The following is a 13505-nucleotide window of genomic DNA, read 5'->3' as shown; positions in this document are numbered from 1 at the left end:
GTGCGGGTGCTCCGGGCCGGCGTAGACGTGGAGTTTGCGCTGGATCTGACGGCTGAGCTTGTTCTTGGGCAGCATGCCGACGATCGCCTTCTCGACGACGCGGTCGGGGTGCTTTTCCATCAGCTCGCCGGTGGTGCGCGAGTGCAGGCCGCCGGGATACCCCGAGTGGCGGTAAGCCAGCTTGCTCTGCAATTTGTCGCCGGACAGGGCGACCTTGTCGGCGTTGATGACGATGACGAAGTCACCGCCGTCGACGTTGGGGGCGAACGTCGGCTTGTGCTTGCCGCGCAGCAGGGTGGCTGCCGCGACGGCAAGGCGGCCAAGCACCACGTCCGTGGCGTCGATGACGTACCACGACCGCGTGGTGTCACCCGCCTTTGGCGCGTAGGTGGGCACAGCGCTTACCTTTTCTTTCTCGAGGTGGATCCCGGGTCGAGCCGGGTGCCGGTCAGGCGTTTGCGGTGAGGTGTTTCTCGGCGACCGACATTGACCCGAGACCCCGGCGTACCGCACGCCAACCGAGCAGCTTACCGATGAGCGTCCCCGCAGGTCAAAACGACTGCGTGGTCCCAGCGGCTCTCCTCCGCCGGGACCACACAGACGACTGTGGGTGCGGCTAGCGTCCCCAGGCGCTCGCCGCCCGCCGGTCGGCGTTCGCCACCTCGTCCGCGCCGTCGCGCACCGCGTTGCCGAGATCGACCAGAATCTCGTTGAGTGCGCTCGCCGCCTGGTGCCACTTCTGCTGCTCAACCTGGTAGGCGGCCGCAGCCTCGCGCGTCCAGAGCTGCTGCAGCGGGGCGATCTGCGCCCGGAGTTCATCCAGCGCGGCGTTCAGGCGGGCCGATGTGGTGTGGATTTCCTGCCGCACCGAATACTCGATCTCGCCGAAGTTGTAGGACAACGCTGATTCCACTGATGATCCCCCGATCACAGGTTTCCGCCGGCGGCGGCGATGTGGGCCGCGTGGTCATGGCCGGCCTCCTGCAGGGTGGCCGCGTTCTGCCGAATGGTCTCGCCGATCGCGTGCAGGACGTGATAGAGCCGCAACGACTCGGCATTCCAGCGATCCACCACATCCCTGAACCGCGCGGCCGCCGCCCCGCCCCACACCGACGCGGGCACCGCACCCATGCGGCCGATGAACGCCTGCAGCATGGCCCGGATCTCCTCATTGCGGGCGTCCGTGCTGCCCGCGACCGACCGCATCAAGTCGAAGTCGGTGCTCAGTGTGTTGGGTGCACTCATACCAAGTTCGACCCGGATAACGCTCATTTGGTTCCACCGAATTTTCGGGGTTCATCCGACCGCGTGGGCCGACCGCACGGCCTGCTCGCAGGCGCCGCGTACGGCCTCTTCGCCGCCGGGCCGGCTCTGGCATCCGAGGCTGATCCGCACCGGGCCGTCCAGCAGCACCGTCCACCGCACGTGATGGGCGGCGCGCACTTCGCGATAGGTCACCGCTGGCCTGCCTGCGCTGATGCCGGAGGGGTTGAAGTCGACGAACACCCCCGCGGGCTCGGCGTCGATCGCCTGCTGCAACCGCTCGGCGGTGCCACTCAGCGTCTCGCCCACCACCGGTGACTGCGTGACGTGCAACGCCACTTCGGGGTCGGACGGGGAGGTGACCTGGATCCGCGCCGACCCGGGCCCGGCGACCACCCGTTGGGTGGGCCAATCCGCCGGCACCGCCACCGCCACCCGGCCTTCCACCAGAAACGTGGTCGGCACGGCCTGGACCGTCGGCGCGGTCACCGTACGAGGCCGGTCTGCGCTGATCCCGGCAGGGGCCGCGGCGGCCAGCACGATGCCGGCCGCGCCGATGCCGGCGAGCGTCCGCGCACGGGGTCGGCCACGATCGTCGCCCGGCTTGGCTGGCCGATCGAGATCGGACACCGCCAGCCGGGCGAGCCGGGCCAGCCGGGCGGCACCGATTCGCACCACCGTCCGCCCGTTGCCGCCCGCCACGGCGGCGATCGCCGCAGCCAGCGTCGACGACCCGGCGATGGTGCTCGGCTCGTCGATCAGCAGGACGCCCGCGGGGCGGCCCGCTACCGCGGCGATCACCTCGTCGGCGACGGCGCACGATTGCGCCCCGCGCCGGATGGCGACGGCGGCGTCACCCACCACCACCATCCGCTCGGCGATCTCCACCACGGTCGCCGTGTCCGCATCGGGGCCGCCGGCCCGCTTCAGCAACCACGACCGGGGCCGCGCCAGCACGTCGTCGGACACGCTGGCGGCCGCGCGGCTCACGACCCCGACGCGCAAGGACGACCACCAGGACGGGTGTAGCACGACCATGCCCTTGCCGCCCGTACAGGCGACGGAGCGCAGCGCGTCCGCCCACAGCGACGCAACGGCTATCGGTCGCCCGCCGACCAACGCGACCCGATCGTCGATCGCACTCAGCGCGGCCGCGATGATCTCGGAGGTCTGCTCGTCGGCGACGGCGCTTGTCCGGCAACATAATCGGCGGATCGCGCCGGGACCCACTTCGATGATGGCGCGGTGTGTGTTCACGGAGCGCTCCAGGCCACCTGGACAAGTTGTTCGTCGCCCGGGCGGGTGAGCAGGACGCCGCGGCCGGGCGGCAACGGCGCGGGCCGACCCGAGCCGAAGGGCGCACCGTCGGCGGCGAATCCGTTCATCATCAGGGTCATGCAGCCGAGCTCACGCACGCCCGCCAGCAGGGGCTCGAAAAATGCGCGCTCGGCGCCGCCGCTTCGGCGCGCGATGGCCATGTGCAAGCCCAGATCCGTTGCAAAGGGCAGGTATTCGGTGAGCGGAGCCAGCGGGTTGGCGGACGGGCCGGCGACCAGGTCGTAATCGTCGACCACGACGTAGATCTCAGGCCCGCACCACCAGGACCCGGCTCGCAGCTGCGCCTGGCTCGCGTCGGCCGGGGGCATTCGCCGCTCCAGCAGGTCGAGCAGATCCGGCAGCGTGCCGGCCAGCGAGCCCGGCGACACGGCAAACCCGCCGAGGTGCTCCGACTCGACCACGCCGAGCAGGGAGCGCCGAAAGTCGACGATGACGAGGCGCGCTTGCGCCGGCGTCTTCGTTCGGACGATCTCGCGGCATAGCGTTCGCAGGGTCGACGTCTTGCCGCATCCCTTGTCGCCGAGCACGAGAAGATGGGCCCACCGGTCGAACTCGCACGGCACGGGCTGCAGTCGGCGCTCCTCGAGGCCGAGCAGGATACGTTGGCCGAGGCCGGGACCCGCCGCCTCCACGACCGTGTGACGCTCGATCAGCGCGGGCAGCAACGGTATCGGCGGCGCGACCGATTCAGCGCTGCCGATCTCGGCCGTCGGCAGGGCGATCATCATGTGCGAGCCGTCGCCGGAAAGACCGCGACCCGGTTTGCCACGCGGAACGTGTTGGGCCGCTTTCCGGTCCAGCTCGGAATCGGCGGGATCACCCAGCCTCAGCTCGATGCGTGTGCCGATCTGGTCGCGTAGCGCCGGCCTGATCTCGGCCCACCGCGATGCGGACAACACCACGTGTACGCCGAAGGAAAGCCCCTGGGAGGCAACCGCGGTCACCGAAGGCTCCAGCGCACCGAATTCCTGGCACAGGCTCGCCCAGCCGTCGACGACGAGGAAGACATCCCCGAACGGATCGGCGTCCGGCGCCGCGCCCTGCGCGCGCAGCCGGCGGTACTCGGTGATCGATCCGACACCACGGTCGCCGAAAAGGGTCTCGCGTGAACGAATGACCGACTCGCATTCGGCGACGATCCGGGCGACGAGGCGCGGTTCGGCCCTCCCAGCGACCGCGCCGACATGGGGGATTGTCCGTGTCGACGTCAGCGCCCCGCCGCCGAAGTCGAGGCAGTAGATCTGCACCTGCCGCGGGGAGTGGGTGGCCGCAAGCGCGGTGATCACCGTGCGGATCGCCGTCGACTTGCCCGACTGTGGCGCCCCGACGACCGCGACATTGCCTGCGGCGCCGCGCAAGTCGGCCAGCAACGGCGTCCGCCGCTGTTCGAAGGGCCGGTCGACGACGCCGAGCGGAATCGTCAGGACGCCTCGTTCGGGCGCACCGGCATCGAGCAGGGTTTGCAGTGCGGGCGCCGGGCCCAGCGGTGGCAGCCAGACCTGGTGCGCGGCCGGGCCATGCCCGCACAGCCGGTCCAGGACGGCGTGCAGCGTCGTCCGCGGCGACGACGCACCGGCCTCGACCCTTCGGGTGATGGCGCCGACGCTTCGGGTCCCGAACGTGCGCACGGACGGATTCGCCACGGATGCCGTGGTCGGCACGCCGGACGCCGCCGGCCCCGAAACGTAAGCGGCGCAGAAGCGGATGAGCTCTCCCCCGCTCGTACGCAGGTAACCCAAGCCGGGCTTGTTGGGCAATTCGTACGCGTCCGAGGTCCCCAGCACGGCACGTGATTCGGCGGCCGACAGGGTCTTCAAGCAGATCCGATAGGACAGGTGGGCGTCGAGCCCGCGCAGTCGGCCCTCGTCGAGCCGTTGGCTCGCCAGTAGCAGGTGCATGCCCAACGATCGGCCGAGCCGCCCGATCGCCACGAACATGTCGGTGAAATCCGGATGCTGAGTGAGCAACTCGGAGAACTCGTCGACGATGATGAACAGGCTGGGCAGGGCGGCCGACCTGGCGCCCGCCCGGCGCGCTTGCTCGTACGCCGCTGCGCTGATATGGCCGGACGCCCGCAGCAGCCGTTGCCGACGATTCATCTCACCGGCCAGGGCGTCGCGCATCCTGGCGACCAACGGCGCCTCGTCGGCGAGGTTCGTGATGACCGCGGCCACGTGTGGGGCCCGCGCATAGTCGAGAAATGTTGCGCCACCTTTGAAGTCGATGAGCAGCAGATTCAGCACTTCGGGAGAGTTGCGCACCATCATGCCCAGTGCGATCGTGCGCAACAGCTCCGACTTGCCGGAGCCGGTGGCCCCGACGCACAGCCCGTGTGGGCCCACGCCGGCGTCCGCGGCCTCCTTGATGTCCAGCTCCACCCGTGCGCCGCCGGGTCGGCTTCCGATCGGGGTGCGGAGCCGATCGCTGTGATCTCGGGCGTGCCACACCGTGATCGGGTCGAAACCGTCCACATCGTCGATTCCCGCCAGGACCGGCCACCCCGCCCCGTCGCCGCCGCGGCGGCCCGTGCCCACCCGGTGTATCGCCAGCCGGCGGGCGCATACCAGCGCCTCCAGGGGGCCCAACCGGTCGGGGCGCGCCGGGCTCTGGGTTTCGCCGGCACCGGTGATCGTCACCGGCGCGTCATCGCGGCCCCGGCCGAGTTGAAGGACGGTCGCGCCCGCGAGCCCTTCGACGTCGCGGTCCAAGTCAGCGACCACCACCGTGTGCGCCGGACGCACGCAGGTCAGCGCGGCCCGCGCCTCGTCCATGTCGCGGTACACCATCCGCGCCGGCCCCGCCCCGTCGGCCGCCGTCGGATGCTGGTTGTGCGGAAGCCATTTCAGCCATTCCCATTGCCAACGGTCTCGGTCGCCGATCACGCCGACGATCAGCAACTGATCCGGAGGGTGCAAGACGGCGAGTTGGCAGATGATCGCGCGCAACGTTCCGCGGGCGCCGGTCGGGTCGCCGTCGATGGTGACGCACGGACTTTCGCGCAGGGGGACGGCGATCGGCCCGACGATCGTCGCATGCGTACGCAGGAAGCGATCCAATGCGGTGGCGGTGACGGGGTCGGTGACGTCCGCGGGCTGGGGGGCGACCAACCTAGTGGCGAGCGGCCGGGGCCCGGCACCGACGCGGACAAGGCAGAAGTCGGGGTCGGTCGCCCGCCGCTCCCACATCCGCCGACCCCCGATCAGTGTCCACAACGTGTCCGGGTCGGGGTGGTCCCACGTCAGTGAGTAACCCTGTGCGGCAGCCGTTTCGAGGACGGTATTGCGCAGCCGGCTGAGGTATGCGAGGTAGCCGAGACGATCGGCGTCGACCCCGCCGCCACGGCGGCGGCCTCGTCCGGAAAGTGCTGTCACCAGCGTCGAAGCCAGCAGCATGGCGGGGAAGGTCACGAACATGGTTGTGCGGGCGCCGCCCGACCCCGACGCGAACGCCGTAGCCATGACGCCCATTCCGGCGACCGCCAACACGGCGGGCAGCAACCGGGACAGCAGGCCAGGCGCCGCCGGCGACGGCGGTTCAGGCGGTGCATCGACGACGAGGTCCGCGGTCGGCACCGCCGGCGGCCGCCGGCGCCCTTCCGGCACGAAGTCCTGGGCCATCTCGTCCCTCCCGTTCGACGACCGTAGGCAGCACCCCATTCGACGACAAGTCATCTGTGGACAGCGGCACACCCGGCTGCCGGATGGTCGCTATGTTCTCAGCATTACGACTGAAGGGGTCACGTTTGCCTGCAACCGATTTGGGGCTGTGCCGGGTGTCAATCCATGCCGGCTCCGCCGTCGCGGACCTGGCCCTCCCGGCCGAGGTCCCCGTCGGCGTCCTGACGCCGTCGATCATCGACATCCTGCAGGCCCGGGACGGCGACGACGGTCTGACCGCGAAGCGCTACCACCTTTCACCCCCCGGCTCGTCCGCTCTGGACCCGTCGAAAACGCTGGCGCAGAACGGCATCGGAGACGGCGCGGTTCTGTTGCTGAGCCAGGGTTCTCCACCACCGCCGCCCTTCCTGCACCACGATCCGGCGGAGGCCGTGTCCGAGGCGCTGGCGGGTTCCGGCGCTTCGACGAATACCGGGCACCGGTTCGCGGTACGGCTCGCCGGCGCGGTGGCGGCGAACACCCTGACCGTCGTCGGCATGTTCGCCCTGACCCGAAACACGCTCAGCGGCGGCGCCGACCGTGATCGCCATGCGACGGTGGGCGTGTTGGTGATCTTGGCCGCGATCGCCCTCGTGTCGGCCGCCTTGACGCACCGGTTCCGCCGCGATGCGGTCGCCGGGCTGGCGCTCAACGCGATGGCAACGACATTCGCGGCGGTTGGCGGCTTTTTGGCGGTGCCCGGCGGGCCGGGGGTATGCAACGTGTTGCTGGCCGCGACGGCGGCGGCGGCCACCTGCGTGCTGGCGATCCGGGCCTCGCGTTGCGCCGTCGTCGTGCTGACCGCCGTGTCGTCCGCCGCGACGATCGTCGCGATCGCCGCTTTGGTGGGGGCGATCACCGGCGCACCGCCGTACGCGGTCGGCGCGGCATCGGCGCTGACATCGCTTGGCCTGCTTGGAGTAGCGGCGCGGCTGTCGATCGTGCTGGCGGGGCTATCGCCCCGGGTGCGGCCGATGGCTGGATCCGACGAGACCGAAGCAAACGGGACGCACCTGGTGGCGCGCGCACTCCGCGCCGACGCCTGGGCGTCGAGCCTGCTTGCCGCGTTCGCGTCGTCGGCGGCCGTCGGCGCCGTCGTCACCGTCCTGGCCGGCGCACCGCGCTTGTCTTGCATCGCGTTTGGCAGCATCACCGGCGCGTTGCTACTGCTGCGTGCGCGTACTAGTGATAACGCCAGAATGCTGACGCTGGTGATCGCCGGAATCGCCGTCGTAGGAACGACGTTCGGTGTAGCCGTCTCGAGTGCGCCGGGGCGCGGGCCTGGGGTGGCCGCGGCGACGGCCACGCTGGCAGCCGGGGCCGTCTATTTCGGCTTCGTCGCGCCCGCTATCTCGACTCCACGCGTATTGTGCCGAGCCGCCGACGCCCTGGAGTGGCTCGCGCTGGTTGCCACCGCCCCGCTGACCTGCTGGATCTGCGGACTGTACGGGGCCGTCCGGGGATTGCATTTCCGGTGAGATTGTCTCCCATCGCGTGCCTCCCGTTGGTCTGGGCGCTGGTGTCGCCGCTTGCAGCACCGACCGCGCAGGCGGTTTCGCCGCCGCAGATCGACGACAAATGGTTACCGAAGCCGGCGCGACCCGCGGCCGCGTTTCCGACGGTGCAACGTGAGGTGTGCGCGGCCGTGACGACGGGACCGGCACCCAACCGGCCGCCCGACATCCTCGACCTGTCGCGGGTCTGGCCGCTGACCCGCGGCGCCGGGCAACGGGTCGCGGTCATCGACACCGGCGTTTCGCCGCAGCGAGCGCTGCCGAACGTGGTGCCGGGCGGTGACTACGTCTCCAACGGCGACGGCACCCAGGATTGCGACGCGCACGGCACCCTGGTCGCCGGAATCGTTGCAGCGGAACGGGATTCGAGCGTGTCCGGATTCAGCGGCGTTGCGCCCGAAGCCACCCTGATCAGCATTCGCCAGTCCAGCGCGAAGTTCTCCCCCGCCAGCGATCGGTCCCGCACCGGCGTCGGCGACGTCGAGACCATGGCGAAGGCCGTCCGCACCGCCGCGGATCTGGGTGCCTCGGTGATCAACATCTCCTCGGTCGCCTGCGTTCCGGCTGCCGCGACGCTCGATGACCGCGCGCTCGGCGCCGCGCTGGCCTACGCAGTGGACATCAAGAACGTGGTCGTCGTCGCCGCGGCCGGCAACACGGGCAGCGCCGCGCAGTGCCCTCCGCAGCGCTTGGACGCCACTTGGGAAACCGTCACGGTCGCGGTCAGTCCGGCGTGGTACGACGACTACGTGCTCACAGTCGGTTCGGTGAACGACGAGGGGGCGCCGTCGGCATTCACCCTCGCCGGGCCCTGGGTCGACGTCGCCGCCCCCGGCGAGGCGGTCACGCCGCTGGGCTCGGCGCCGGTGTCCGGCACCAGTTATGCGGCGCCGGTCGTCAGTGGGCTGGCCGCCCTGATCCGGGCCCGGTTTCCGGTGCTGACCGCCCGGCAGGTGATGCAGCGCATCGAGTCGACGGCGCATCACCCGCCGGCCGGGTGGGATCCGCTCGTCGGTCACGGCACGATCGACGCCCTGGCGGCGGTGAGCACCGATGTCGTTGCACCGGAGTCCACGCCGACGCCGGACCCGGCGCCTATCGCCGCGCCCCCGGCGGCCGCGCCGCCGAACGCGCGCGCCCGGCACACCGCACTGCGCGGCGTCGTCGTCTGCCTCGCGGGATTGGGCATCGCGCTGGCCGTCGGTGTGGCGAGGGGCCGACTAAGGGGCCGGGACGAAGTCGCGGGCGGTTGACGCCTGTTGTCTGCTGAGCTCGGGGCCGGCGGGAAGGGTCTGCAGGATCGGCCACGGCGCCGGGATCGCCGCCGGCAGCCCAAGGTCCCGCGCGGCGTCGTCGTCGTGGATCGGGAACCGCGCTCCGGTGTCGGTGACCAGGTACCGCGTGCCGACTCGCACGTAGGCGCTCCGGCCGGGCGGCACGTACACGGCGTCCAGCGCGGGGCCGGGCCCGTCGGCCCGTGACAAGGTCACCGGCGCCTGACCGGGCGGCAACGGCACTCGGTTGCCGGTGAGAAGCGCGGCACCGGCCTGGCCGGATGGCGCCGCCTGCCATGAGACGCACAACGTGCCGTTGTCGTCCGGCAGTGTCGGCGCCCGGTCGGGGAAGCTACCCACCGGCAGCGCGTCGACGATCGGAGCGGCGCGGATCGCGTCGGGTGCGACCGTCACGGCGTTGCTGGTGCGCTGCGGGTTGCTGAAGCGCAGGAGATCGGCAGCCAGTTGTCCGATGCGCTGAATCCCGGCGGCGAGCACCGCGTAATACTCGTCACCGCCGGCCCGCGTGATGCGCACCACGGTGCCGATCGTGAACCCCGGCAATCCCGCCGCCTTCTCGCCCGCGCCCCGGATCCGCGGCGCGCTGATCGGTGGCGCCTCGGGGATGGCGCCCAGCAACGCCGGCGAAACGGGTCGCGGCGCGCGGCGCTCAAGCCGGAAAGCGCGCGTCACCGCGGAGTCGGCGAGGTCCAGCACGGCCCGCTGCCCGTTATAGAGCAGGTAGGCGGGCGAACCCGGGCCGGACGCGACCAGGACGGCCTCGCCGGCGCTCAAGCGGCGGGCCGCCGCGTCGTCCGTGCGGCCCACGAGGACGGTCGTGGTGCCGGCGTGGTCCGTATCGCAGATCGCCCAGGCCGACTCGTCCGCCTTCAACGGCTCCCCGATCAGCTGCGGCGCGCCCGGGATACCCAGCGGCGGTCCGCGTTTGGCGCGGGCCAGGTCCGCTTCCGGCACAGGCTGGGGTTTGGCCGCCGTCGCCGCGATCAACCGCGCCGACGCTAGGTTCAGCACCGGATGCCAGGTGTCGCCCACCCGCACGTAGAGAGCCCCGGACTCTTGTCCCATCACCAGTTGCGCGCCATCCAGCGCCACCCTGGGCCGCAGCAAAGCAAGGGCCGCGGCCGCCGCGACGGCGATCGCGGCCAGGATGCACCCGATCGTCAGCGCCGGCGTTCGCGCCCGCGTGCGATCGCTGAGGGTGTGGACATCCCCGCCCAGCAACGCGCATTCGAGGCGACGCAGCAGGAATAGGTAGCCGCTGACCTGCAGCCCGGTGGTCGGCTGACGCGGCACTGGTCCCCCTACCCTGCGCAGTTGTTGCACACACGCTAAAGCGGGCATAGGTCGGGCCGCTTAATTGATCCACAGGCCAGCGAACTTTCGAACCGTGCTTAGGGTAGGTAAAGTTACGGCGTGTTTTCTCACCGGATAGGTCGCTGCGTGGGTCTGGGGGCCTCCGCGCTGGTCACCGCGTCTGGCCTGCTGCTGTCCCCCGCCGCGGCGCCGACAGCCTCCGCTTTCGACTGCCCGGACGTCGAGGTCATCTTCGCCCGCGGCACCAACGAGCCCCCCGGCCTGGGCCGGGTCGGCGACGCCCTGGTGGACTCGCTGCGACAGCAGACCGGGCTGAACATCCTGCCGTACGGGGTGAACTACGCGGCCAGCAAGCTGCAGCTGCACGGCGGCGACGGCGCCAACGACACCATCGACCGCGTCAAGAAGAGCGTCGAGACCTGCCCGAACACCAAGATCGTGCTGGGCGGCTACTCCCAAGGCGCGTCGGTGATGGACATCGTGGCCGGCGTCCCGATCGGCGGCATCAGCTGGGGCAACAAGCTGCCCGAGCAGTACGCCAACAACATCGCGGCCGTCGTCACGTTCGGTGACGTGGCCGACCGCGCCGGCGGCACGCTGCCGACTCAGAGCGCGCTGCTGGGGTCGAAGGCCGCCGACTACTGCAACCCCAACGACCCGATCTGCCACGCCGGTCCCGGTAACGAGTGGAGCGGGCACACGGAGGGCTACGTCCCCGTGTACACCACCCAGGCCGCGGCGTTCGTCGCCCAGAAGCTGGCCGGCTCGAGCTCGTCCAGCCCCGCGTTCGGTCCGCCGCTGGGCCCCGTTCCCGGTGGAACGCCGTCGCCGGTCAACGGGCAGACCCCGCCCGGCTCGCCGCCCTCGATCCACGGCGACACCGGTCCCGCGCCCACGCCGGCGACGCCGACCACGGTGACTCCGCAAGCACCTCTCGTCTGAATCGTTACCGGCCCGCGACCAACGCGCCCCTAACATCGTGGGGTGCGGCTCATTCCACTGACACTGGGCGCCGGGCTGCTCGCGGGCGCCGCGATAGTGGTTGCTCCCCAACTGCTTCCGCAGGCCTTCGCCTCGTGCCCCGGCGTTGAGGTGGTGTTTGCCCGCGGCACCGACGAGCCGCCCGGCGTCGGCAAGGTCGGCGCCGCCTTCGTCAACGCGCTGCGCCAGCAGACTTCCAAAAGCGTTGGCTCCTATGGGGTGAACTACCCGGCCAACAAGGACTTCCTCGCCGCGGCCGACGGGGCCAACGACGCCAGCAACCACATCCAGCAGATGGCCGGTAACTGCCCCAACACCAAGCTGGTGCTCGGCGGATACTCGCAAGGCGCGGCCGTCATCGACATCGTCACGGCCGCACCGCTACCCGGCCTCGGCTTCCGTCAGCCGCTGCCGGCCGCGGCCGCCGACCATGTGGCCGCCGTCGCCCTGTTCGGCAACCCGTCCGCCCGGGCGGGTCAGCTGATGAGCGCCCTCACCCCGGAATTCGACGGCAAGACCATCGACCTGTGCAACCCGGGCGACCCGATCTGCTCGCCCGGAACCCGCTGGGCGTCCCATCTGAGCTATGTGCCCGGATTGACCAACCAGGCCGCGAATTTCGTCGCGAAGAAGGTTTAGCGCGTGCGCAGGTCCCGGGTGATCAGGTTGCGCGCTTCGAGCTGATCGTCGGGCGGATAGTCGACGCTCACCAGCGTCAGACCGTGCGGCGGCGCGGCCGCGAAATCACTGGATCGGCTTGTGGCGCTGAGCAATTCGCGGCACCAGGACACCGGCCGCCGGTGCTCGCCCACGGCCAGCAGCGCCCCGACCAGCGAGCGCACCATCGACCAGCAGAACGCGTCGGCGGTCACCTGCGCGGTGATCAGGTCGCCGTCGCGTGACCACTGAAGGCGCTGCAGGTCGCGAATGGTGGTGGCGTTGGGCCGGTGCCGGCAGAACCCGGCGAAGTCGTGCAGGCCCACCAGCTCTCGGGAGGCGGCGGCCATCGCGTCGACGTCCAGCGGCCGCGGCCAAGCGGTGACGTAGCGGGCCAGCTGCGGCTGCACCCCGTAGGGCGCGGTCGACAGCCGATACGCATAATGGCGCCGCAGCGCCGAGAACCGGGCGTCGAAACCCCCAGGGGCGCGCCTGATGTCGAGCACCCGCACGTCCGTGGGCAAGAACCGGCCGAGCCGGCGCACCAGCGGCCGGAACTCCGGCTCGCCGACGTGCGGCGAGCGCGGGTAGGCGTTGGGCAGCGCGTCCAGCGGCACGTCGAGGTGGGCCACCTGCCCGGTGGCGTGCACGCCGGTGTCCGTGCGGCCGGCGGCGCGCAGCCGTACCGGGGTGCGGAACAGGGTGGTCAGCGCCTCGTCGAGCACTCCCGCCACGGTGCGCTGGCCGGCCTGAGCCGCCCAGCCCGCGAATTCCGTTCCGTCATAGGCGATGTCGAGCCGCAGACGGACCTGAGAATCCGAGTCGTTAACTCTCGTCAGCCTCGTCGGCCTCTTCGGCCTTCTCGGCCTCGGCCCGCGCCTCGATGGCCTCGTCGTGCTTTTCCTCGGCCTTGGCCTGGGCCTCCGTGGATTCCCCGGTTTCCGAAGGCTCTGAAGCTTCCGAAGTACCGGCCGGCTCGGTCACCTCTTCGGCCGTCGGCCCGACGGCCTCCTCAGGCTCGACCGCCGCCTGAGGCGCCGCCGCTGCCGCCACGGGCGCATCAGCCTTCTTGGGCGTCTTCGCCCGGCGCGCCCGCTCGGCCTCCGACGTCACCGTCTTCTCCAGCACCAGCTGGATCACCGCCATCGGGGCGTTGTCGCCCTTGCGCGGCTCGACCTTGATGATGCGGGTGTAGCCGCCGTTGCGGTCGGCGAAGAACGGCCCGATCTCGTCGAACAGCTTGTGCACCACGTCCTTGTCGCGGATCTTCTTCATCACCTCGCGACGGTTGTGCAGCGTGCCCTTCTTCGCGTGCGTGATCAGCTTCTCGGCGTACGGACGCAGCGCGCGCGCCTTCGGCTCGGTCGTCTTGATCTGGTTGTGCTCGAACAGCGACGTGGCCAGGTTGGCCAGCAGCGCCTTCTGGTGCGAAGACGACCCGCCGAGGCGAGGACCCTTGGTGGGCTTGGGCATTGCACTATCTCCTA

Annotated in this window: 12 protein-coding genes; 4 read left to right on the top strand and 8 right to left on the bottom strand. The window is 70.8% G+C overall.

The features are described from left to right. The 5 genes from rplM to eccCa all read right to left on the bottom strand — a co-directional run. Positions 1 to 396: 50S ribosomal protein L13 (gene rplM, locus A9X03_RS18585; protein WP_068262353.1), on the bottom strand; the 396-nt coding region annotated here is incomplete at its 3' end. 220 nt (positions 397 to 616) lie between these two features. After that, the gene (locus tag A9X03_RS18580) at positions 617 to 913 is read right to left on the bottom strand and encodes a WXG100 family type VII secretion target (protein WP_067754454.1); all 297 of its coding nucleotides are present in this window, start codon (positions 911 to 913) and stop codon (positions 617 to 619) included. Between the two features lie 14 nt (positions 914 to 927). Continuing rightward, on the bottom strand, positions 928 to 1245 hold the full coding sequence (locus A9X03_RS18575; protein ID WP_067754451.1) for a WXG100 family type VII secretion target: 318 nt from the start codon (positions 1243 to 1245) through the stop codon (positions 928 to 930). A gap of 51 nt (positions 1246 to 1296) precedes the next feature. Continuing rightward, positions 1297 to 2520 (bottom strand): type VII secretion-associated protein, encoded by a 1224-nt coding sequence (locus A9X03_RS18570; RefSeq protein WP_067754448.1) that lies wholly within the window; start codon positions 2518 to 2520, stop codon positions 1297 to 1299. Continuing rightward, the gene (eccCa, locus tag A9X03_RS18565; RefSeq protein WP_068262351.1) at positions 2517 to 6218 is read right to left on the bottom strand and encodes a type VII secretion protein EccCa; all 3702 of its coding nucleotides are present in this window, start codon (positions 6216 to 6218) and stop codon (positions 2517 to 2519) included. Before eccCa ends, A9X03_RS18570 begins: the two co-directional genes overlap by 4 nt. A gap of 92 nt (positions 6219 to 6310) precedes the next feature. On the opposite strand from eccCa, the gene eccD reads away from it, so the two are divergent. After that, positions 6311 to 7735, top strand: coding sequence for a type VII secretion integral membrane protein EccD (eccD, locus tag A9X03_RS18560; RefSeq protein ID WP_068262360.1), 1425 nt, complete (start codon positions 6311 to 6313; stop codon positions 7733 to 7735). Between the two features lie 2 nt (positions 7736 to 7737). Further along, positions 7738 to 9024 (top strand): type VII secretion-associated serine protease mycosin, encoded by a 1287-nt coding sequence (gene mycP / locus A9X03_RS18555; protein WP_156746600.1) that lies wholly within the window; start codon positions 7738 to 7740, stop codon positions 9022 to 9024. On the opposite strand, the gene eccB is transcribed toward mycP, so the two are convergent. After that, positions 8992 to 10359, bottom strand: coding sequence for a type VII secretion protein EccB (gene eccB, locus A9X03_RS18550; RefSeq protein ID WP_068262341.1), 1368 nt, complete (start codon positions 10357 to 10359; stop codon positions 8992 to 8994). The two genes, mycP and eccB, sit on opposite strands and share 33 nt — an antisense overlap. 120 nt (positions 10360 to 10479) lie before the next feature. Here eccB and A9X03_RS18545 point away from each other — a divergent pair, with 120 nt between their 5' ends. Further along, positions 10480 to 11322 (top strand): cutinase family protein, encoded by an 843-nt coding sequence (locus A9X03_RS18545; protein WP_068262339.1) that lies wholly within the window; start codon positions 10480 to 10482, stop codon positions 11320 to 11322. Between the two features lie 57 nt (positions 11323 to 11379). Next, positions 11380 to 12000, top strand: a complete 621-nt coding sequence (locus A9X03_RS18540; protein WP_067785646.1) for a cutinase family protein — start codon at positions 11380 to 11382, stop codon at positions 11998 to 12000. On the opposite strand, the gene truA is transcribed toward A9X03_RS18540, so the two are convergent. Together truA and rplQ are read right to left on the bottom strand one after the other, a co-directional pair. Further along, positions 11997 to 12857, bottom strand: coding sequence for a tRNA pseudouridine(38-40) synthase TruA (gene truA, locus A9X03_RS18535; protein WP_082954899.1), 861 nt, complete (start codon positions 12855 to 12857; stop codon positions 11997 to 11999). The two genes, A9X03_RS18540 and truA, sit on opposite strands and share 4 nt — an antisense overlap. Further along, positions 12844 to 13491 carry a 50S ribosomal protein L17 gene (gene rplQ, locus A9X03_RS18530; protein WP_067754429.1) on the bottom strand — a complete coding sequence of 216 codons (648 nt, stop codon included), beginning with the start codon at positions 13489 to 13491 and terminating at the stop codon, positions 12844 to 12846. Before rplQ ends, truA begins: the two co-directional genes overlap by 14 nt. Positions 13492 to 13505 lie beyond the last annotated feature (14 nt).

Source organism: Mycobacterium sp. E1715, from assembly GCF_001667625.1.
Lineage (GTDB): Bacteria > Actinomycetota > Actinomycetes > Mycobacteriales > Mycobacteriaceae > Mycobacterium.
The sequence above is the reverse complement of the archived record's forward strand: the minus strand, read 5'-3'. Positions and strand labels throughout refer to the sequence as shown.

Bases quoted from the DNA above. Each gene is read 5' to 3' on its own strand.
- A9X03_RS18575 (WP_067754451.1), bottom strand. From the start codon at position 1,245: ATGAGTGCACCCAACACACTGAGCACCGACTTCGACTTGATGCGGTCG.
- eccCa (WP_068262351.1), bottom strand. From the start codon at position 6,218: ATGGCCCAGGACTTCGTGCCGGAAGGGCGCCGGCGGCCGCCGGCGGTG.
- eccD (WP_068262360.1), top strand. From the start codon at position 6,311: ATGTTCTCAGCATTACGACTGAAGGGGTCACGTTTGCCTGCAACCGAT.
- rplQ (WP_067754429.1), bottom strand. From the start codon at position 13,491: ATGCCCAAGCCCACCAAGGGTCCTCGCCTCGGCGGGTCGTCTTCGCAC.